Origin of the sequence: Myxococcus sp. CA040A, from assembly GCF_013336725.1 — a bacterium.
GTDB classification, from domain to species: Bacteria; Myxococcota; Myxococcia; order Myxococcales; family Myxococcaceae; genus Myxococcus; species Myxococcus llanfairpwllgwyngyllgogerychwyrndrobwllllantysiliogogogochensis.
In genome coordinates this window covers 323,394-343,872 of the sequence record NZ_JABUMR010000004.1, presented here as the reverse complement: position 1 = coordinate 343,872, position 20,479 = coordinate 323,394, and the positions used below count along the sequence as shown (strand labels likewise).

The 20,479-nt window shown below is 67.8% G+C and carries 11 protein-coding genes; 6 read left to right on the top strand and 5 right to left on the bottom strand.

The genetic code is table 11. The annotated features are described in order from the left end of the window. The first annotated feature begins 88 nt into the window (after positions 1-88). Entirely contained in the window at positions 89-412 is a 324-nt protein-coding gene (locus HUA75_RS18465) for a hypothetical protein (protein ID WP_174462299.1), read from the top strand. A 209-nt stretch (positions 413-621) separates the two neighbouring features. Here HUA75_RS18465 and HUA75_RS18460 read toward each other — a convergent pair whose 3' ends face one another. Next, positions 622-855 carry a hypothetical protein gene (locus HUA75_RS18460; protein WP_141645177.1) on the bottom strand — a complete coding sequence of 78 codons (234 nt, stop codon included), beginning with the start codon at positions 853-855 and terminating at the stop codon, positions 622-624. A gap of 270 nt (positions 856-1,125) precedes the next feature. On the opposite strand from HUA75_RS18460, the gene HUA75_RS18455 reads away from it, so the two are divergent. Further along, positions 1,126-2,049, top strand: a complete 924-nt coding sequence (locus tag HUA75_RS18455; RefSeq protein ID WP_174487160.1) for an alpha/beta hydrolase-fold protein — start codon at positions 1,126-1,128, stop codon at positions 2,047-2,049. An 11-nt stretch (positions 2,050-2,060) separates the two neighbouring features. On the opposite strand, the gene HUA75_RS18450 is transcribed toward HUA75_RS18455, so the two are convergent. The 4 genes from HUA75_RS18450 to HUA75_RS18435 form a co-directional block, all read right to left on the bottom strand. Further along, a complete protein-coding gene (locus HUA75_RS18450) occupies positions 2,061-9,053 on the bottom strand; it encodes a type I polyketide synthase (protein ID WP_174487159.1) in 6,993 nt (2,330 codons plus the stop codon). Positions 9,054-9,161: 108 nt separating this feature from the next. After that, positions 9,162-10,772, bottom strand: coding sequence for an NAD(P)/FAD-dependent oxidoreductase (locus tag HUA75_RS18445; RefSeq protein WP_174487158.1), 1,611 nt, complete (start codon positions 10,770-10,772; stop codon positions 9,162-9,164). A gap of 12 nt (positions 10,773-10,784) precedes the next feature. Next, positions 10,785-11,828: a fatty acid desaturase gene (locus HUA75_RS18440; RefSeq protein WP_141645173.1), complete on the bottom strand. Its 1,044-nt coding sequence runs from the start codon at positions 11,826-11,828 to the stop codon at positions 10,785-10,787. A 134-nt stretch (positions 11,829-11,962) separates the two neighbouring features. Further along, the gene (locus tag HUA75_RS18435) at positions 11,963-12,640 is read right to left on the bottom strand and encodes a TetR/AcrR family transcriptional regulator (protein WP_141645172.1); all 678 of its coding nucleotides are present in this window, start codon (positions 12,638-12,640) and stop codon (positions 11,963-11,965) included. 236 nt (positions 12,641-12,876) lie between these two features. On the opposite strand from HUA75_RS18435, the gene HUA75_RS18430 reads away from it, so the two are divergent. The 4 genes from HUA75_RS18430 to HUA75_RS18415 all read left to right on the top strand — a co-directional run bounded on the left by HUA75_RS18430 (position 12,877) and on the right by HUA75_RS18415 (position 20,470). Further along, positions 12,877-14,070 (top strand): efflux RND transporter periplasmic adaptor subunit, encoded by a 1,194-nt coding sequence (locus tag HUA75_RS18430; RefSeq protein WP_174462303.1) that lies wholly within the window; start codon positions 12,877-12,879, stop codon positions 14,068-14,070. Between the two features lie 12 nt (positions 14,071-14,082). Further along, on the top strand, positions 14,083-17,214 hold the full coding sequence (locus HUA75_RS18425) for an efflux RND transporter permease subunit (protein ID WP_141645171.1): 3,132 nt from the start codon (positions 14,083-14,085) through the stop codon (positions 17,212-17,214). Positions 17,215-17,517: 303 nt separating this feature from the next. Next, positions 17,518-18,837: a hypothetical protein gene (locus HUA75_RS18420; protein ID WP_174487157.1), complete on the top strand. Its 1,320-nt coding sequence runs from the start codon at positions 17,518-17,520 to the stop codon at positions 18,835-18,837. A gap of 136 nt (positions 18,838-18,973) precedes the next feature. Then, a complete protein-coding gene (locus HUA75_RS18415; RefSeq protein WP_174487156.1) occupies positions 18,974-20,470 on the top strand; it encodes a pectin acetylesterase-family hydrolase in 1,497 nt (498 codons plus the stop codon). The last annotated feature ends 9 nt before the right edge of the window (positions 20,471-20,479 follow it).

The window sequence follows — 20,479 nt, the reverse complement described above, 5'->3', positions numbered from 1 at the left end:
TCGGCGTGACAGTCCTGGGCAGGGGTGCCTGGGCCGAAGCGAGGGTGGCGTCCATCATGGCAACTCCTCTCATCCGAAGGAGTCGCACATGCGCATGTCTCGCCTTGCCATCGCGGTGACCACGTTTTCTTTCCTGTCCCTCGCGGCCTGTGGAGGTGTGGAGGCCGCCGCCGATGCACCGGACAGCACGGCGCCTGTGAGTGTGGAGCAGGGCATTGGCATTCCACCCAACTGTCCGAACAATGACCTCGTGTACTGGCTGGAGAACGTCCAGGCCTGTGTCGCGAAGTGCGGCACGACTCGGAAGAACGGGCAGCCCGCCACGCTGTACGCGGGTTGCCAGTCGAATCTGACGCAGACGCGCACCCTCATCGATGTCAGGTACTGCGTCCCAGATTGCGAACTGGCGTGACAGACACTGTCCGGTCAAGCGCTGCAAGCACTCGAGTCACTCAACGGGTCTCTTGCAAGGAACTGGAGCGGCGTGGACGGCAATTTTGATATTCTTGCAATGCAGTAACTGTAGTCGTGACCGCTCCGGAGGGGCGCGAGCCCAGGACGTTCGAGGAACGAGGGACTCGCACTTTTGTGCGAGTCCCTTCCTGCGGTCATCCCGAGATGTCAGCCGCAGGTGCCCATGCCACGGCGCTGACAATCCGCCGTGTTGATGCAGAACGAACCGTCGACCGAACATCTGCCAATCAATCCCGCCTGCTCGCCTGACGTCAGCGTGGCGGGGTCCTCGGCAAACGCGCCGCCTACGGAAGGCGGTGGAGACTGCATGGACGTGGTGGCGAACAGGCCCGTGGTGAGGGCCATCATCATTGCTCCTCCTGCAACCAGCTTTCGCATCATCAGTCACTCCTGGGGTGTGAGGCGGCGGGAATGATGCGCCCGAAAGGCGTCAATCCAAGACAGGAAGCTTCCAGGGACTGTCGCTCGACCGACAGCGCATGAAGGGATTGCTGGAGGGTTGTGTGTGGGTGTGATCCGAAACTGCTGGCTCCTGGAAACATTTGCACCTGAGTTGTAGTGGTCTCCCTGGTTTCGAGCGGTCGACTTTCGCCATGGGTTCGGGTTGTGCAGACTCAAGGAGGATTCAGGCGCTCATCGAGGGAGAACACCATGCGGCTTGGAGTGATTGCGCTGTCCATCGCGATGTGGACCGTCGCCTGCGGAGGCGGCGTCGAGGATGAAGGGTTTGAACAGTGGGGCGCGCAGTCCGCGAGGCTCGTCATCACGACCGAGGACCAGGTCGTGGCGCGACTGCCCGCGAGCACAGGGGCGATTTATGGCTATGCGGAGTACCTGCCGCCCGGCTACCTGACCTCCCCCAACACTTCGTATCCGGTCATCATCCACTTGAATGGCCTGACGGAGTTCGGCACCTCCACCACGGAGGCAAACCTGCTGGAGGTCGTCTCCCGGCATGGGGCGCTGAAGAAGATTCGGACCACGAGCGAGGGCAAGGCGTACTTCGGCCAGAAGCAGGTGATGGTCTTCTCGCCTCGCGCCCCGACGAACTGGGTGCCAGCGGACCTGAACGCCTTCGTCGACTTCCTGGTGGCCAACTACCGCGTGGACCCGACGCGCATCTACCTCACGGGCCTCAGCTACGGTGGCTACGGAAGCTGGAAGTATGCGTATGAGTACGGCCACCGGCTGGCGGCGCTCGCGCCCATGGCCACCAACATCGGAGCTCCGGGCCCCACCATCACCAAGTTGTTGAACGTGCCCGTGTGGGCGGTGCATTCGTATGCGGACGGCTCGTCGCTGTCCGCCGAGCGCTCCTGGATGCAGGGCGTGACGAAGAACTACGGACAGTTCCAACTGGTGGCGGTGGCACAGTCGACCACGACGCAGACGTACCTGTTCCCCGGCGCATCCAGTCCCACGTGGACGTCACAGGCCGGGGTGGTGGCGACCGGAACGGCCATCGGTCGCCTCACCGTGCTGCCGGGCTCAGCCCACGACTGCTGGACGCAGCAGTACAACAACTACGCGTTCTGGGATTGGCTCCTCGCGCAGCAGCGCGCTTCGGTGCCCTGAGTCCGTGAAGCTCACGCGGCTGACTGCGCGCGTTGGACCTGCCCCAGCATCAGGGTGGACAGCTCGCGCAGGGAGGGGCCGCTCACCACTTCCATCGTGGAGACCTTCACGCCCAGCTCGCCTTCGATGGCCGTGACGATTTCCAGGGCCATGATGGAGTCCATTCCCAGTTCACGCAGTGGCTGGGCCGTGTTCAGCGCCCCGTCCTGCGTGCGCATGACCCTCGCGACGATCCTCGACAGCGTCCGGGTGATGAACTCGCGGCGGGCCTCGTCATCGAGCCCCCCGAGGGCGCGCTCGATGAGCCCGCCACTCCGCTCCGCGTCGGCAGACGACTCCGGCGTCTCCAGCAGTCCAACGAGCCGGCGTGAGCCGCTCCAGGGAACGAGCGCTGCACCCAGCCGATTCCAGTCCACGTCCGCGATGGCCAGTTGCACGGGAGGGGCGTCCAGGACGCGTCCGAGCGCCTGGAGCGCGGCATGGGTGGACAGGCCTCGCAATCCCAGGTGTTCCAGGTGCTGGGCCACGTGGGCATTGCGAGCGACGAGCCCGGCTTCACCCAGCGCGCCCCATTGAATCGCCGTCGCCGTCAGTCCTTGCTTGCGGCGGTACACCGCGAGTTGGTCCAGGAAGCTGTTGGCCGCGACGTAGCTCCCTTGTCCCGCGTTGCCGATGAGCGAAGAGATGGAGGAGAAGAGAATCAGGTGGTCGAGTGGCAACGCTCGGGTCATGAGGTGCAGGTTCCAGGCTCCCTGTGCCTTGGCGGCCATCACCCGTTCCAGCGAGGCCCGGTCCAATCGCTCCAGGGGCTTGTCGTCCAGTGCGACCGCGCAATGAAAGACACCTCGCAGCGGTGGCAGCTCGGCGTGGAGCCGCGCGAAGATCTGCTCCAGGTCCGCATACCGGGCCACGTCCGCCGCGAGCGCATGGACCACCACTCCCTGAGCACTCCATGCGGCAAGGGCCTCACGTGCTTCTTCGGACTGGGCCCCCCTGCGGCTCACCAGCACCAGGTGCCGCGCTCCTTGCTCCACGAGCCAGCGCGCCACCTCCAGGCCAAACCCTCCGAGGCCGCCGGTGACGAGGTAGGTGGCGTCCGGTGCGAGTCGCTCGCGCCGCGCGGGCTGACGCACACGCAGCGCCGGGTCCTTCAGGGAGATACACACCTTGCCGATGTGCTTGCCGCGCGCCATGGCCCGAAAGGCTTCTTCCACCTGACTCGCCGGAAAGGAGCGCGAGGGCAGGGGACGGAAGCTCCCCTCCTCGAAGCGTTGCATCACCTCCTGGTACAGCTCGCGCACTTCTTCGGGTCGGCTCTCCAGGAGTCGGTCGAAGTCCACGGCCGCGTACATCAGGTTCTCGTTGAACGGGCGCAGACGGAGCAGCTCATCCTGCTCGAAGCTGGCCTTGCCCAGCTCGATGAACCGGCCGAACGGCGCCAGACAGTCGAGGCTTCGCGTCATGACTTCGCCGGGCATGAAGTTCAGCACCACGTCGACTCCGCGCCCGCCCGTCCAGGCGCGCACGTCCTCCGCGAAGCTCACGTCCCGGGAGTTGCTGATGTGCGTGAGGCCATGCTCGCGCAGGTACTGACGCTTCTCTTCGCTGCCGGCCGTCGCGATGATTTCCGCGCCACACCACCGGGCCACCTCGATGGCCGCCAGACCCACGCCACCGGTGGCGCCATGGATGAGGATTCGCTCGCCCCGGCGCAGCCGGGCCACGCGCACCAGTGAGTGATACACGGTCAGGAAGACGATGAGGTTGGCGCCCTGTTCGAACGACAGGTGCTCGGGGAGCTTCACCACGTGGCCGGCGGGCAGCACCACGTGTGACGCGACGAAGCGCGGGGCGACGCCGTAGACGCGGTCTCCGACGGCGAAGTCCGTCACTCCCGCACCCACGGCGCTGATGCGTCCTGCGCCCTCCATGCCGATGGCGTCGCCGATATAGGTGTTCTGCTTCACACGCGCCGAGAGCAGGCCCAGGGCCTTCATGATGTCCTTGAAGCCCAGGGCGGTGGTCTCCACCTCGATTTCGACTTCACCGGCATCGGGAGTGCGGCGCGCTCTCGCGACGAAGCCGAGCGTGTCGAGTCGGCCTTCCTCTCCCAGCACCAGCTCATGGCCCATGCCCTCGGGTACCGGCTCCAGCGGCTGGGTTCGCGAGAGGGCAGGGGACGTCATGAGAGAGCCGCGCACGAGGCGCGAGGCGTGGAACAGCCCACCGCGCTCGGCGACCTCCTGCTCCGTGCCCAGCCCGCTCAGGCGGACCAGCAAGGCCTCCACGCTCGACGGAGTCGCGTCCAGGTCCACCCAGGTGAGGCGAAGATCCGGCCGCTCCGTCATGGCGGTACGGGCCAGCCCGAGCAGTGGTGCGTGTTCCAGCGAGGGGAGGTCCGACGGTGTCGGCGCAAAGGGGCGAGGTGTTGCGCCGAGCGCCATGCCTGCCGCCGAGCCGAACTCCGGTCGCTCCGTCATGGCGGTACGGGCAAGACCGAGCAGTGGCGCGTGCTCCAGCGAAGGGACGTCTGGCTGTGTCGGCGCGACGGAGTGGATTTCGGAAACCCGTGAGGCTGCCTCCGCTTCGTCGAGCACGGACTCGGCCCGCGTCGTGACCAGGTAGTAGCGCTCGACCCGCCCTGGGCGCAGCGATTGGAGCACGCGCAGGAGGGCATCCGCAGCATCCGTTCCGCGCGTCACTGGAGCCTCGCTCTCGGGCGCTGAGTCCAGCCAGCGCAAGTCCACGAGCCGCACCCGCTCTTGCTCCATCCGCGCACCTAGAACGGCCTCCAGTGCCGAGGTGTCAGAGGCATGGTGCCAGCCACGCGCCCCTGACTCGGGCAGGGAGCCACCGAGCACCACCCACGTCACCTCCTCACGCACCTCCGGCTCCGAGGGCTCGATTCGCTCCCACCGCCGCAGGTACACCGAGCGCTCCAGGAGCGTCTCTTCGTCCGAAGCGGCCCGGGGCAACAGGCGGCAGGTGAAGCCGGTGACTTCGGCCACGACGGTGCCGTCCTCGTGCATCAGCGTGATGTCACCGCTCAGGGTTCCTCCGCTCACGGACAGGAGTCGCCCGTGGGCAATCAGCTTCCGACCCGGGAGTGCGAGCAACTGGATGCGCTCGATGCCCGTGGGAACGATGTCGTGGTGCGCATCCTCCGTCGCTCCCGCGATGAGGCTGTGGAACGCCGCATCGAGCAACACGGGGTGCAGGTGGTATCCGCGCTCGTCCACGGAGTCGGGGAGGGCAAGTCGTGCGAGCACCTCCCCCGGCGCGCGGTGCAATGCCACCACGGCGCGGAAGGCGGGGCCGTAGCGCAGCCCTCGGCGCTCCAGTGACGCGTACAGCGCCTCGGGTGTCGTCAGGTCCGACAGCCTGGCCTGGAGCGTCACCACGTCCACGGTGCGGCTTCCCCGCCCCGAGGAGACCAGCTTGCCTCGCGCGCAGACCACGGGCTGCTGTTCCTCGTCCTGTCGCTGGACGAGGAAGCGGGAGGTCTCCGAGGAGAAGCTCAGGCGCACTCGCGGGCTCGCGGCTTCCCGGAGCAGCACCGCCGACGCGAGCTCCAGCTCCTCGATGCAGCAGCGCGCATCTCCCGTGAGCGCGTGCCGTGCCGCCAGCGCCAGCTCGACATGCCCCGCGCCCGGAAAGAGCAGGCTCCCGGCCACCTGGTGGTCCGCGAGATAGGGCAGCGCCGCGAGGCTCAGCTCCGACGTCCACGTGGGTGATGGGCCGGGCTCGGAGTCCACCAGCATCGGATGTCCCACGAAGGCGCGTCGCCGGCGTGAGGAGCGGAGGCTCTCCTCCCAGTAGACCTTGCGCTGCCAGGGCGTGCGCGGGGCGCCCGCGAAGGCTCCTGCTCCGAAGTAGCCCTGCCACGAGACACCCGCGCCCAGCACATGGAGCCTCCCCAGCGCGGCGGTCATCGTCTCCTGCTCGGGAGTCTCTCGCACGAGCGACGCGAGGACCTCTCCGCGGGCCTTCGACGCGCTCAGCACATCCCGGATGGACGAGGCCAGGACAGGGTGCGGTCCCACCTCGACGAACGTTCCATGTCCGTCCACCACGGCCTGCTGGAGCGCCTCCGCGAAGCGCACGGAGCCTCGGACATTGTTCCACCAGTACGTCGCGTCATGGCGCTCGGTCTCCACCATGCGTCGCCCCGACACTGTCGAGTAGATGGGAATGCGCGGCGCGCGGGGGCGCAGCGGAGTCAGGGCGGCGAGCAGCTCGCCCTGAAGCGGGTCCATGAGGGGGCTGTGATACGGCACCTCCACCTGGAGGAAGCGGTGGAAGCGCTGGGTGGAAGCCAGCTCCGCGGCCACGCGCTCCAGCGGTGCTCGCTCCCCTGCAAGCGTGACGGAGCGCGCGCTGTTGATGGCCGCGATGGCGATGCCAGGGCCATGGCGCTGGACCTGGTCGATCGCTTCATCCGGACCGAGTCCAACGGCCAGCATCGCCCCCTGTCCCGCCATCCGCTGCTGGAGCCTGCTGCGGTGAAACGCGGTGAGCAGCGCATCCCTCAAGTCCAACGCCCCGGATGCCCAGGCCGCGCCGACCTCTCCAATGCTGTGTCCCACCACGGCGTCGGGAATGATTCCCCACGAGGCCCACAGGCGCGTGAGCGCCACCTGCAGCACGGCGTTGGCGGGCTGGGCCACCTCCGTGCGGGTGATGCGCGAAGACGCCGCGTCCCGCGTCAGCTCCTCCTCGATGGACCAGCCGGAGAGCTCGCGAAAGAGGGCGTCGCATTCCTCCACGGCGTCACGGAAGACACGCTCGGTGGTCAGGAGCTGCCGCCCCATCGCCCACCACTGCGGGCCCATCCCCGTGTACACGAAGAGGAGCTTGCGTCCCTCGGGCGGCTCCGCGACGAAGTCCAATCCGGGCACATCGCGCTGGCCGTTCGCGAAGGCACGCAGTGTGGCCACCAGGGCTTCCCGGTTCGTGCCTCGGACGGCCAGGCGATGGCGCGGGTGCGTGCGGTGCACGGCCGCGTCGCGGCAGAGTTGTTCCGGTGTGCCGCGTCCCGCCTCCAGCCAGCCGGCGTAGCGGCCCGCGAGCTCGGCCAGCGCCTCGGGCGACTTCGCGCCCAGTGGAACCAGGTGAGGGCGTCCCTCGGCGCGCCGGGGTGTCAGGGTGGCCACGCGCGGGGGCGGCTCGGCCAGGACGACGTGGGCGTTGGTGCCTCCGTAGCCAAAGGAGTTCACGCCCGCGACACGCGGCTCCGTCCCGCGAGGCAAGGACTCCGGACGCGTGGGGATGTGCAGCCCGAGTGCATCGAGCGGAATCCGAGGGTTCACCTTCTCCAGATGCAGGTGGGGTGGGACGGTGCCGTGCTTGAGGACGAGGGCCGCCTTGATGACGCCCGCCACTCCCGCCGCCGCTTCCAGATGGCCCAGGTTTGTCTTGACCGAGCCCATCCGGCAGCGCTCTCCATCCGTGCGACCCACGCCTGTCACCGTGCCGATGGCGCTCGCCTCGATGGGGTCTCCCACGGGCGTGCCCGTGCCATGTGCTTCGACATATGAGACACGCAGCGGGTCGACGCCGGCCTTCGCGTACGCCTCGCGCATCACCGCCACCTGGGCTTCCGCGTTGGGCACGGTGATGCCCGGAGTCCGTCCGTCCTGATTCACGGCCGTGCCGAGGATGAGTGAATGGATGGGATTGCCATCGCGCAGCGCGGCGGACAGGGGCTTGATGACCAGCACCGCGGCGCCCTCGGCACGCACGTAGCCGTCCGCCTGGTCACTGAAGGCGTGGCAGCGTCCACGCGGGGACAGGAACTTCCCCTTGGACATGGTGACCTGCGTCTCCGGAAGGAGGAGCACGTTGACGCCGCCCACGAGCGCCGCGTCGCTCTCCTTCGCCCACAGGCTCTGACATGCCATGTGCAGCGCGACGAGCGAGGACGAGCAGGCCGTGTCCATGGAGACGCTGGGGCCTCGCAAGTCATAGAAGTACGACAGCCGATTGGAGAGCATCGTCAGCGTGCTCGCCGTCGCCGAGTGGCTGTCGAGCCGCTCCCGGTTGTCCGGGCTCGCGTGCAGGATGAGGTTGTCCATCATGAAGCCGCCGACGAAGACGCCGGTGCGGCTGCCCGCCAGCGCGCTCGGGGGCACACCCGCGTCCTCGAGCGCCTCCCAGGAGACCTCCAGCATCAAGCGCTGCTGTGGGTCCAGGGCGTTGGCTTCGCGCGGGGTGATGCCGAAGAAGCCGGGCTCGAACTCGCGAAGGTCCTGCTGGAGCAGTCCCGCGCGCTGGACATGGCTGCGCCCGGGGGCCCGGCCCGAGGCATCGTGGAACTTCTTCGGGTCCCATCGCTCCTCGGGGATGTCGACGATGCACTCGCGCCCCTCCATCAGCACCTTCCAGAAGCTGTCCGTGTCCTCGATGCCTCCGGGAAGCCGGCAGCCGATGCCGACGATGGCCAGGGGCTCGCGCGAGGCTCCGGGCACAACGGCGGCACTGGCGCGAGGCGGGTTCAAACCGAAGCGGCGGCGCAGGTCCTCGGTGGGCTCCGGGCTGCGGGCTTCATGTCCCAGCACACCCTGGATGATTCGAGAGGGAGGGACGGTGCCCTTCGCGTCGCGGACGACGGCTCGCACCTGGGCGGTGGCCACCGGACGCTCGGGCTCCGAGGGACGTCGGAACTCCTGCTGGAAGTAGAGCCATTGCTCGTCCCACGCCACCAGTCGCGTGCCCAGTTCGTACTTCTCGAACAGGCGCAGCGAGCCCCGGAACTGGAGCGACGTCTCTCCGACGGGGACGACCCAGCGGTGTTGAAGCAGGTCCGACAGGAGGCCCGCGCGCACGAGCAGGTCCACGCGGCCCAGGTCCATCATCGCCAGATAGCGGCTGTTGTTCATGTGGCCGAAGAGGTCCAGGTCCGTGGGCAGGACGCGCCACTGCGTGACGCTTTCCTCCAGGGGGCCCAGCCGTCCTCGGGTCTGTCCGCGCAGGAGGGTCTGGAGCAATCGGAGCGAGGGCTTCATGGTGAGTCCTTTCGGGCGAGGCAGGGGCGTCCGGACATGCGCCGGCGCGGCGGTCACCCGGTTCGCGGGCGCCGTCAGAAGAGGTGGAGGAAGGAGGCGTCGCGACCGTCAGGCCGCGCGGAGCGAAGAAGACTGGCGGACGATGTCGCCCAGGACGTTGCGTCGCAGGATGACGGAGGCGGCGAGGACGCCGGACATGAGCGATGCGCCCACGCCGACGGAGACGGCGTCCTGTCCCACGAGGAGCAGGTCGCGGATGGGAAGTCGCGAGCGGAGCCACGGTTGCCGGAAGCGCTCCGGGCTGTGCTCCAGTCCGTAGATGGAGCCCTGCAAGCGATTGGAGAAGTGCGCGGTGCTGAGCGGCGTGGACAACTCCTGGTGCTCCACCCTCCCGCGCAGCCGAGGGAACTGGGCGAGGACGACGGAGAGCAGTCGCTCGGAGAGCTGGGCCTTGAGGGCCTCGTACTCGGGCCCTCGCCGATGCCAGCGCGTGCCCTCCCATTTCTCGAACCAGGCGTAGGGCACGGGACACACGGCGGTGAGCGTGGAGCGCCCCGGGTGGCGCTGAGCCCACGAGGGGTCCCTCGCGGAGGAGGAGCTCAGGTAGACGACGGGAAGCGGCGCCGAGGCGTCAGCCCTGAACGCGCGCAGGTTCGCGTCGTGGTCATAGCCGGCGTGGACCCACACGTTGGTGGCGGGCAGGCCCACCTCCTCGGGTGTGCCTCGGAGGCCCAGGTACAGGCCGAGGTGTCCGATGGACTGGGGAATCCGTTGGAGGGCTCGCACGGCCTCGGGAGGTCGCCAGGCCTCCGGGAGCAACACCCCCAGCGTCTGCGCCGCGCCCGCGCCGCTGACGACATGCCGGGCAAGGAGTTCTTCGCCGCTGGCGAGGCGCACGCCCAGGGCACGACCGTCTCGTACGAGGATCTCCTTCACCTCGGCACGGACGCGAACCTGTCCCCCGGCGCGGGTGATGACCGGGGCGATGTGGCCCAGGATGCTTCCGGCGCCACCCACGGGATAGCAGCCGCCCTCCAGGTAGTACTCGGCCATGAGGGCGTGCATGGCGAAGCTGCTGTCTCCGGGAGGAAGGGCGTAGTTGCCCCATTGGCCGGTGAGGACACCCAGCAGGCGCGAGTCCGACGTGAGCGAGCGCAACACGTCCCGCGTCGTCCGGTTCGAGTGGCGGCGGAAGGGCCAGCCGAGCGCGGGATAGGTGAGCGGCGTCAGCCAGCGGGGGAGGACGTGCTGGATGAAGTAGCGCTGGGATGCTCGCTCCACGCCGCGCAGCAGCTTCAGGTACGTGGCGATGGCCTTGCGTTCGGCGGGGAAGGCGCGGCCCAGCTCGGCCTCGAACGCCTCCGCGCCGGTGACGAAGTCGTAGCGCTGGTCGTCGAAGACGAGCCGGTCATAGACGCGGTCCATCCGCGCCCAGCCGAGCGCTCCGTCGGTGACGAAGTCGAACACGCGTCGCAGCGGGGCGTCGGGGTCATGCAGCTTGCCCAGGCAGTGCACGCCGACATCCCACTCGTAGCCCTTGCGTTGGAAGGTGTGGGTCATTCCTCCGGCGACGGAGTGGCGCTCCAGCACGAGCACCTTCAGGCCGTGCCGCGCGAGCACCGCCGCCGCGCCCAGTGAGCCGATTCCCGAGCCGATGAAGATGGCGTCGAAGGGCGCACCCCTCGCGGGCGCGTCAGCGCGTTGAGAAGGAAGTGTCATGGAGTGAACCTTTCAGTCCCGGGCCGGCGCGGGAGGTGTCGCGGTGGCCAGACGCCAGAGCAGCGCGGGGAGGCCGACGACAGGCCTCAGGAAGAAGTGACGCCGCTGCTCCGGGGTCAACAGGCGGCGCAGGAAGAAGTGCAGGCGAAGCTGCTGGTACCAGGGCAGCGCGGGCGCCAGGTGATGCGCCAGATGACACGGCTGTCCCCAGGGCCCGCCTCCGAGGAGCAGCCCCCAGAACCCCAGGCCCAGCTCTCGCGTTCCATTCACCCGGTCCAGGGGCATGAAGAGGTGCTCGGTGCTCTCGCGGAGCCGGTCCAGGACGAAGCTGAGCCAGCTGCCGACGAGGAACAGCGCCACCCCGGTGAAGAGAAAGCCATGCAGCCAGGTGGCCAGCACCGCGCAGAGCGCGAGGTACGCGTTGGTCAGCGCGACGGAGAGCCGGCGGCTGCGAGTGTGTTCCTGGGGCCGCCACGGGAAGTAGTCCGAGTGGCTGAGCATGGGTGCCAGCGGGAGCAGGCTGCCCAGGAGCCGACGGAAGCGGACGAAGTGGGTGAAGGAGCCGTCGTCGGGCGTCCCCAGGCTCCGGTGATGACTCGCGTGGGCCTCCGCGTAATGGAGCGGGTCCGCGAGGAAGAGCCGACAGGCATTGTTCGCGAGCACCCGCAGCCCCCGCGCGACGCGGCCCCTGCCGAGGATGAGGAGGTTGTGCGCGGCGCCCTCGTGGACGCTGAAGGTGACGATGCCGCACACCAGAAAGCCATGCACCGCGCCCGACACCACCCCCGCCAGCACCGTGCCGCCTGGGGTCGACAGGGGCCACGGCAGGAGGGAGGGCAGCAACGTCAGGGATAGCAGGTCCGCCGCGAACAGCCCCAGGAGCAGGAGCACGTTGACGGTGTCGTGAAGCGCGGGGTGCGCGCGGAACTGTGATTGATAGTCGCGGGCCCGGTTCCGGATGGCGTCGAGCTGCGGCTGGGTGAGGACGGGAAAGGCTCCGAGCGCGAGCTGCTGGTACGCGGCGGCCCGCTGCTGGTCATCGGGATTCAGATTCATGGAGTGGAGAGCCGTGGCGACAAGCGCTGGAGGTGCAATCAGGATGTATTTGATTGCACCCCGGCTCAACTCGCATGGCTGCTCACATTCCCGTCTCCGAGGGGAACGGGGGCCTCGGAGCGTGCTCCACGGGCCTATTGCTCATATTTCTGTCGAGGCGCGGTGGACGTGTGCGGCGGGTGGCTGAGTGCCGCGGGCTCCAGGCGGAGGTAGCCGAGCACGAGCGCGCACAGCTCCTCCGGGAACGCTTCGTTCGTGAGGTAGTCGGGGCGGTCCATTCCCGCGGAATGGCAGAGCGCCTCCAGCGTGTGGACGATGATGAAGACGGCCATGTCCAGCTCACGCGGACGGATGTCCTCCAGTCGCGCCGCGAGGAAGGTTCTCACGAGACGGGAGAGCTGTTGCTCGAAGGTGTCCACGTAGCCCAGCGGACGCAGCACCGGCAGCAGGACATGCCGGAGCGGATCAAGCTGGGAGCGCAGCCGCTTGCTGGAGAGGATCTGCTGGATGATGGCGCGGACCGCGATGTTCAGCGGCGCCGAGGCGAAGTCGCGCAGCGCCGTCTCGAGCTCCGCGAGCCACCGCGTGCCGTGGTGCTCCAGCACGGCGAACACCAGCCCCTCCTTGTTCGGGTAGTACTGGTAGAGCGAGCCGATGCTGACGCCGGCCTCCTGCGCGATGTGGTTGGTGGTCGTGGCCTCGTAGCCGTCACGGATGAGGAGGCGGGCGGTGGCGGTGAGGATGGCATCGCACGTGGCCTGGGCCCGCTGCTGGCGAGGGTGCTTCCGACGAGAAGAGGGGGTGCGCGGCATCACGGCTCCTTGAGCTGTCCCCAAGCATTTCAAGGAGCGGTGCTCACGGTCCAATCGGGATTTCCAGCGCCTTGTCAGACTACCGGGGGCACTTTCGTAAGTGTCCAGCGATTTTCGCCCCGTGGGGTTCGCTCCAATGTTCGTCAGGTTTTGGTGGCAGGAACCCACGCTTTCGATAGAGGAAGGGGCGCGCTGATGGCTGGCGCCCTGTTCCCATCCCCGCTCCCGAGGTTTTCATGTGGTCTCGCTCGCGCTCGCTCCGGCTGGCGCTCGTTGGAATGTCGTCCTGCGCCGCGCTGCTGGCCGCCTGTCAGAAGGCAGCCCCGCCGCAGGAGTCCTATGGGCCTTCCCAGGTCACCGTCGTCACCCTGAAGGCGGAGTCCGTACTCCTGACCCGGGAGCTGCCGGGTCGTACCAATGCCTTCCTCGTCGCCGAGGTGCGGCCCCAGGTCAACGGGCTGGTCCAGCGCCGGCTGTTCACCGAAGGGGGCGTGGTCAAGGCAGGCCAGCCGCTCTACGAGCTTGAGGACGCGACCTACCGCGCGGACTACGGCAGCGCCAGGGCCGCGCTCGAGCGTGCCCAGGCGACCTTGACGTCGGCTGCCCTGACCGCCAAGAGGTCGGCCGAGCTGACCCGGCTGGAGGCCGTCACCGCGGCGGACAACGAGAAGGCGATTGCCGCCCTGGGCCAGGCGGAGGCGGACGTGAAGGCCGCCCAGGCCGCGTTGCAGCGAGCGAGCGTGACGCTGAACTACGCCCGCATCACCTCACCCATCGCCGGTCGCATCGGCAAGTCGTCGGTCACCCAGGGCGCGCTCGTCACGGCCAATCAGCCGACGGCGCTCGCGGTGGTGCAGCAGTTGGATCCTCTCTACGTCGACGTGAGTCAGTCCAGCGGCGAGCTGCTGCGGCTGCGCAAGGAGCTGAGCGCTGGGACGCTCAAGAGCACCGACAGCACGCCGGTGACCATCCTCCTCGAGGACGGCAGCCGCTACGAACACCCGGGCTCGCTGACGTTCTCCGACGTGACGGTGGACCCGGGCACGGGCAGCTTCGCGCTGCGCGTGACGGTGCCCAACCCCGACCAGTCCCTGTTGCCCGGCATGTACGTCCGCGCCCTCGTGGGCAACGGGCTGCGCCAGCAGGGGCTCCTCGTGCCTCAGCAGGGCATCGCCAGGGACCCGAAGGGAAACGCCACCGCCCTGGTGGTGGGCAAGGACGGCAAGGTCGAGCCGCGCGTCGTCCAGGCCAATCGGACGGTGGGCGACCGGTGGTTGGTCGACAGCGGCCTGGTCGAGGGTGACCGGGTCATCATCGAAGGCCTCCAGAAAATCCAACCGGGGATGCCGGTCCAGGCGACCGAAGCCCCCTCGACTGTCGCGAAGCCAGGGGAAGCCGAACCCCTGGTCCCCGCGAAGTCCCAAGAGTGACCGGACCTTCACATGGCACGATTCTTCATTGATCGACCGATCTTCGCCTGGGTTCTGGCGATCATCATCATGATGGCCGGCGCGCTGTCCATCACCCAGCTTTCCATCGCGCAGTACCCGGCCATCGCGCCCCCCACGGTGACGGTGAACGCCGTCTATCCCGGTGCCTCCGCGAAGGCCATCGAGGACTCCGTCACGCAGGTCATCGAGCAGAGCATGAAGGGGCTCGATGGGTTGCTCTACATGTCGGCGACGAGCGAGTCGAACGGCTCGGCCAACATCATCCTGACGTTCCGCAACGGCACCGACCCGGACATCGCGCAGGTGCAGGTGCAGAACAAGCTGCAGCTGGCGACGCCGTTGTTGCCGCAGACCGTGCAGCAGCAGGGCATCTCCGTGAGCAAGGCGAGCACGGGCTTCCTGCAGGTGATTGGCTTCGTCTCCGAGGACGGCAGCATGTCGGGCGACGACATCCAGGACTTCGTCGCCACGAACATGGTGGACCCCATCTCCCGCGTTCCCGGAGTGGGCGCCACCCAGGTGTTCGGCACGAAGTACGCGATGCGCATCTGGCTGGACCCGAACAAGCTGGACACCTACACGCTGACGCCGACCGACGTCATCGGCGCCATCCGGGCCCAGAACCAGCAAGTGGTGGTGGGGCAGTTGGGTGGAACGCCCGCGGTGCAGGGCCAGCAGCTCAACGCGACGGTGACGGCGCAGGACCGCCTCCAGACGGCGGAGCAGTTCCGGAACATCATCGTGCGCGGCAATTCGGAAGGCTCCCTGCTGCGGCTCGGGGATGTGGCCCGGGTGGAGCTGGGCTCCGAGGACTACAGCGTCATCAGCCGCTACAACGGCAAGCCCGCCACCGGCGTGGCCGTGTCGCTGGCCACGGGCGCCAACGCGCTGGAGACGGCGCAGGGCATCACCGCCGCGCTGGAGGAACTCAAGCCGCTGCTGCCGAAGGGAATGAAGGCGGTGGTGCCGTTCGACACGACTCCGTTCGTGCGAGTGGCCATCATGGGCGTCGTCTCGACGCTGCTCGAGGCCATCCTCCTGGTGTTCCTGGTGATGTACCTGTTCCTCCAGAACTTCCGCGCGACGCTGATTCCGACCATCGCGGTGCCCGTGGTGCTGCTGGGGACGCTGGGGGTGCTCACCGCGTTGGGGTACTCGGCGAACATGCTGACGATGTTCGCGATGGTGCTCGCCATCGGTCTGCTCGTCGATGACGCCATCGTCGTCGTCGAGAACGTCGAGCGACTGATGAGCGAGGAGGGCCTGTCTCCCCTGGAGGCCACCCGCAAGTCGATGGATCAGATCACCAGCGCGCTGGTGGGCATTGGCGTCGTGCTGTCCGCGGTGTTCGTGCCCATGGCGTTCCTCGCGGGCTCCACGGGTGTCATCTACCGGCAGTTCTCGGTGACCATCGTGACGTCCATGGCGCTCTCGGTGCTGGTCGCCATCGTGCTCACGCCGGCGCTCTGCGCGACGCTGCTCAAGCCGATTGCGAAGGGACACCACGCGAAGGAGACGGGGTTCTTCGGGGCGTTCAATCGCGGGTTCGACAAGAGCAATGCGCAGTACCAGCGGGCGGTGCGCGGAATCCTGTCGCGGAGCAAGCGCTTCATGCTCGCCTTCGTCGCGATGGTGGCGGTGATGGTGGTGTTGTTCCTTCGCCTGCCGAGCTCCTTCCTTCCTTCGGAGGACCAGGGCTTCCTGTTCGCGATGGTGCAGACGCCCGTGGGTGCGACGCAGGAGCGCACCATGAAGGTGATTGAGCGGGTGGAGCGGCACTTCCTCGAGAGCGAGAAGGACACCGTCAACGCGATGTTCAGCGTGCAGGGCTTCAGCTTCGGCGGCAGCGGTCAGAACGCTGGCGTCGCCTTCATCAGCCTCAAGGACTGGGCCGAGCGGAAGGCGCCCAATCTCGGCGTCAACGCCGTGGCGGGCCGGGCCATGGGAGAGCTGGCGCAGATTCAAGATGCGCTCGCCTTCGCCTTCCCGCCTCCCGCGGTGGCTGAGCTGAGCACCTCCGCGGGCTTCTCCTTCTTCCTGAAGGACAACGTCGGTCTGGGCCACGAGGCGCTGACCGCCGCGCGCAACCAGTTCCTTGGCGCGGCGTCGCAGAGCAGCCTGCTCGCGAACGTGCGTCCGAACGGACAGGAGGACACGCCCCAGTTCCGCGTCGACGTCGATGTCGCGAAGGCCTCCGCGCTGGGGCTCGCGACCGCGGAGATCAACAACACGCTCTCCGTGGCGTGGGGTGGGCAGTACATCGACGACTTCATCGACCGGGGTCGCGTCAAGCGGGTGTTCATCCAGGCCGATGCGCCTTTCCGGATGGCCCCCGAGGACTTCAACCGCTGGTCGGTGCGCAACATGAAGGGTGAGATGGTTCCGTTCTCGGCCTTCGCGAGTCCGCGCTGGGGTTCGGGTTCGCCTCGGCTCGAGCGCTTCAACGGCGTGTCGGCGATGGAGATGAACGGCGAGGCCGCTCCGGGCGTCAGCTCCGGCGTGGCGATGGCCGAAGTGGAGCGGCTGGTCTCCCAGCTTCCGCCCGGCGTGGGCCTGGAGTGGACGGGGCAGTCGTACCAGGAGCGCGCGGCGGGCGCGCAGACCCCGTTGCTCTACACGCTCTCGCTGCTGCTGGTCTTCCTCTGCCTGGCGGCGATGTACGAGAGCTGGACGATTCCCACCGCCGTGCTGCTCGTGGCGCCGCTGGGAATTCTCGGGACGGTGCTGGGAAGCACGCTGCGGGGCATGGACCGCGACGTCTACTTCCAGGTCGCGATGCTGACGACCGTGGGACTCTCCAGCAAGAACGCCATCCTCATCGTCGAGTTCGCGAAGGAGAACCTCGACAAGGGCATGGAGTTGATTGAGGCGACGTTGAGCGCGGTGCGCTCGCGTCTGCGGCCCATCCTGATGACGTCGCTGGCGTTCGGCTTCGGCGTGACGCCGTTGGCGATTGCGTCCGGCGCGGGCTCGGGTGCGCAGCGGGCCATTGGCACCGGCGTGCTCGGTGGCATGATTGTCGGCACGCTGCTGGGTATCTTCTTCGTGCCGCTGTTCTTCGTCGTCGTGCAGCGGTTGTTCAACCGACGCAAGCCCGTGTTGGACACGCCTCCCGAAGCCTGAGTCGAAAGGCTTCCAGGCTGGAGTCCGCCTTCGTGGCGGGCTCCGGCCGGGGGCGGGGGTTTGTGGAAAGACTCACGTCAGGACATTCTGGCGATGACGTCGATGACACCCTCAGGGGCCGGACTGAGCACGTAGAGGAGAAGTATGACTCCCTTTCGTTACTCGCCACTCCTGGCCACCGGTTTGTTCCTGCTCTCCACTGCCGCGCCTGCCTCGACGAATGAGGTGGGGAAGGCGACGGCTGGTATTCGGGGGCATCGGCATTTCATTCACCACACGTCCGAAGGCAAGCAGAAGGTCCCCGTGGACCTCTCCTCGGTTCCCATCGAGGCCTGGGCTCAAGGCGCCGATGGGAGCTTCTTCCATTACCCTGGCACGGGCGCTTCTGATGGAACCTTCGTCGTTCCAGGCATCCCTCCAGGCGCCACGTATACCCTTCGTGTCGGGGATGAGCTGCCCTGGTTCTCGAGCGTCGAGCGCCGACTCGACCTGAGCGAGCACAAGCTCGGGCGCGTGGGCCAGCGGACTCCTGACTCCTCCACGCACCTGGTGTTCGACGTAGCGGCCATGCGCCCGTGGCTTCCTGGTGACCTGCTCCAGCTCATCTCCGCCAACGCGGGGATGGTCGTCATCGACTTGCATGGGGGGTTCGACGAGGGCGCGCCGACGGCAGGCGACACCGAGTTGGCCCAGGCTTCATTCAACCTCGCCTGGTCTTCGGAGAACCGGCTGGTGGATTCAGCCCAGGGTGATTCCGCGATGCTGACCCACCTGTCGACCTCCGCCACGGGCGACTCCCGGTCGCTGACGGAGGTCTTCATTCCGGCTCCCTTCACCACGCCGGAGGGGCAGAGCACCCTCTTGCAGGGAGGTTTCACGGAGGTTGCCCAGACGGAGCAGCTCTCCTACGAGTTCCACGAGGCGGCCTTCACGCCCGCTATCGCGGATGTGCATCCCCGGGCCGAGAGGACTCCAGGCCGCCAGCCGGAGCTCGGTGTGAGTGTCCTGCCCGCCGGCAAGGGCCCTGGCTTCTTCTCCAGCATCCCAGACCTGTTCGAGGCGGACCTCCACGAGGGCTCGCCCGCGCTCCCGCTCCGTTATGGCAATCCCTTCCCGCGGGAGTGGCCGGCGGTCGCGAGTGTCGTCTATCCCGTCAGTGTCACCTTCGCGCTGGGAGGGACGCAGCCCACCCGGCAGAGCGCGGGCGTGTCGTATACGAACCTCCTGCGGAAGGTCGAGGGCCAGCCCCTGGCTCCGCTCCTCACGCCCGTGCGGAGCCTGAGCATCGATGGTGCCGTGGCCACGGTGGACCAGACGATGACGTCCCTCACGCCAACGCTGAGCTGGTCCGCTCCCGCTGCCGGTACGCCGTCCGCGCATGAAGTCTCCATCCGGCGGCTCTTCGTGTCGGGTACGCGCACCGTCGCGGCACTCGGCGTCAGGATTCGTACCGCCCAGTCTCACGTCACGCTGCCTCCAGGCGTGCTTGTCCCCGGCGCGTCCTACATCATGAGCGTGCGGGCCTTCCGTCAGGGCGACCTGGACCTCTCGCGCCATCCCCTGCGCACCGCCTTCCCGGTCGCCAACGCCACAGCCTTCACGGGAATCCTCACGACGCCGTAATGAGATGACCGCTCCTGGGGGACGCGTGATTCGGCGCGTCTCCCAGCCCGGTGCCACGGGCCAGTCCGCGGGTTCTCTCATTGAGAATCGAAACAGGACCTCCGCAACTCTCTTGAGTGTCGTGGGTTGAGAGGGAATGCGCTCCCTCCTCCTGCTGCTCCCTGTCGTCCTGACCTGTGCCGCCTGTGGTGGGGCGGAACCTCGCCATGCGCCCCTCTCCGAAGTGGGCGCCACGGGCCCATCGCTCGAAGCCGTGGCGACGGCGTGTGTGCCTGGCGCCTCGGTATCCTGCTCCTCGCTTGCGTCCGCCTGGTCCGGGGGAACGGCCACCTGTCGGCCCTCGGGCAATGGCTACAACGTGACCGCGTGTACTCGCGCCGGCAATCCCATGCGCCGGTTGACGGAGACGGTGCGCCCGGCGCTTCGGGACGTCCGCTGGACGGATGCCCGGTGCAACCTGGGCGACGAGTTCGTCCTGGAGGTCACCTTCCCCCCAGTTCCTCCGGGAGGGGCTCTTCCGGCGCAGTGGGTGCTGCGCCTCGAAGGCGGTGGCTTCTGCGCGTTCGACAGTGAGAGTCCGCTGGGGGGCTGCGGCAATCGGGCCATCGACCTGGTGTCGTCGGTGAACCTGCCGGCGGACCGGGCGCTGCGTGAGCGCGATCCCGTGAGCCCCGACGACTTCAGTGGCGCCATCGATGTGCTTGGCCATTACTGCTCGAGTGACTTGTGGACGGGTACGGCACTGGATGCGCCCGACATCACCTACAAGGGGACGCAGCGGGATTGGCGCTTCACGGGGGCCTACAACGTGGAGGCGATGCTCGCCGTGCTCGTCGAGCGGTATGGCCTGGACGACAACAAGCCGCTGCGCGTGTTGTGGCGGGGTGGCTCGGCGGGAGGCTTTGGCGCCTTCAACAACACGCATCGCGTCGTGAAGCGACTCCCCAAGGCCGCGAAGGCGGGACGGCTGCTTGTCTTTCCGGGCGCCGGGTACCTGCCGCTCGACTGGAATCATCCAGACTATCCCGTGCTGGGGATTGGCTCGGGGCTGGAGGCCTTCGAGCAGTTGACGAGCATCTGGAAGTCTTCGCTTACTCCGTCCTGTGTGGCCGCGCGGACGCCGGGGGACCCCGTACATCCTCCGCACGAGTGCATCAGTGGTCCGGTGCTCTACGACATCATCACCGCACCCGTGTCGGAAGGGGGCTTCGACCTGCCCACGCTTGTCTGGCAGAACCGCCAGGACCAGCTCTACATGTCGAACACCGGGCTGCCGTTCCAATCGACGACCAACACCCCGGCGGAGCGCGCGGCCCGTGCCACCTGGGTGGAGTCCATGAATCGGGCCATGGGAATCACTGGAGACAACACGTCGTCGCGCATGAAGTGGCTCTTCGCGCCGAGCGACCCCGTCGTGCTCCGCGCCAACGGTACCTCCGAGCCGAACGTGCATGCGGCACTGCTCTACAACAGCGACCCGCCGACGGGGCCCGCCAACTCGCTCACCTCGGTACTCTCGCGGTTCTGGAACACGATGCTCGACTCGGCTCCTGGGCGGGGTCGTGCCACTGGCGAGGTGCACACCTTCGATTGCAACTGGGTGCCCTCTCGCGACGCCACGGGCTGCGACTGACGCTGGTGA

What these genes read in the sequence shown, in the direction of transcription:
- HUA75_RS18465 (WP_174462299.1), top strand. Translation starts at nt 89, where the DNA reads ATGCGCATGTCTCGCCTTGCCATCGCGGTGACCACGTTTTCTTTCCTG.
- HUA75_RS18460 (WP_141645177.1), bottom strand. Translation starts at nt 855, where the DNA reads ATGATGCGAAAGCTGGTTGCAGGAGGAGCAATGATGATGGCCCTCACC.
- HUA75_RS18455 (WP_174487160.1), top strand. Translation starts at nt 1,126, where the DNA reads ATGCGGCTTGGAGTGATTGCGCTGTCCATCGCGATGTGGACCGTCGCC.
- HUA75_RS18450 (WP_174487159.1), bottom strand. Translation starts at nt 9,053, where the DNA reads ATGAAGCCCTCGCTCCGATTGCTCCAGACCCTCCTGCGCGGACAGACC.
- HUA75_RS18445 (WP_174487158.1), bottom strand. Translation starts at nt 10,772, where the DNA reads ATGACACTTCCTTCTCAACGCGCTGACGCGCCCGCGAGGGGTGCGCCC.
- HUA75_RS18440 (WP_141645173.1), bottom strand. Translation starts at nt 11,828, where the DNA reads ATGAATCTGAATCCCGATGACCAGCAGCGGGCCGCCGCGTACCAGCAG.
- HUA75_RS18435 (WP_141645172.1), bottom strand. Translation starts at nt 12,640, where the DNA reads ATGCCGCGCACCCCCTCTTCTCGTCGGAAGCACCCTCGCCAGCAGCGG.
- HUA75_RS18430 (WP_174462303.1), top strand. Translation starts at nt 12,877, where the DNA reads ATGTGGTCTCGCTCGCGCTCGCTCCGGCTGGCGCTCGTTGGAATGTCG.
- HUA75_RS18425 (WP_141645171.1), top strand. Translation starts at nt 14,083, where the DNA reads ATGGCACGATTCTTCATTGATCGACCGATCTTCGCCTGGGTTCTGGCG.
- HUA75_RS18415 (WP_174487156.1), top strand. Translation starts at nt 18,974, where the DNA reads ATGCGCTCCCTCCTCCTGCTGCTCCCTGTCGTCCTGACCTGTGCCGCC.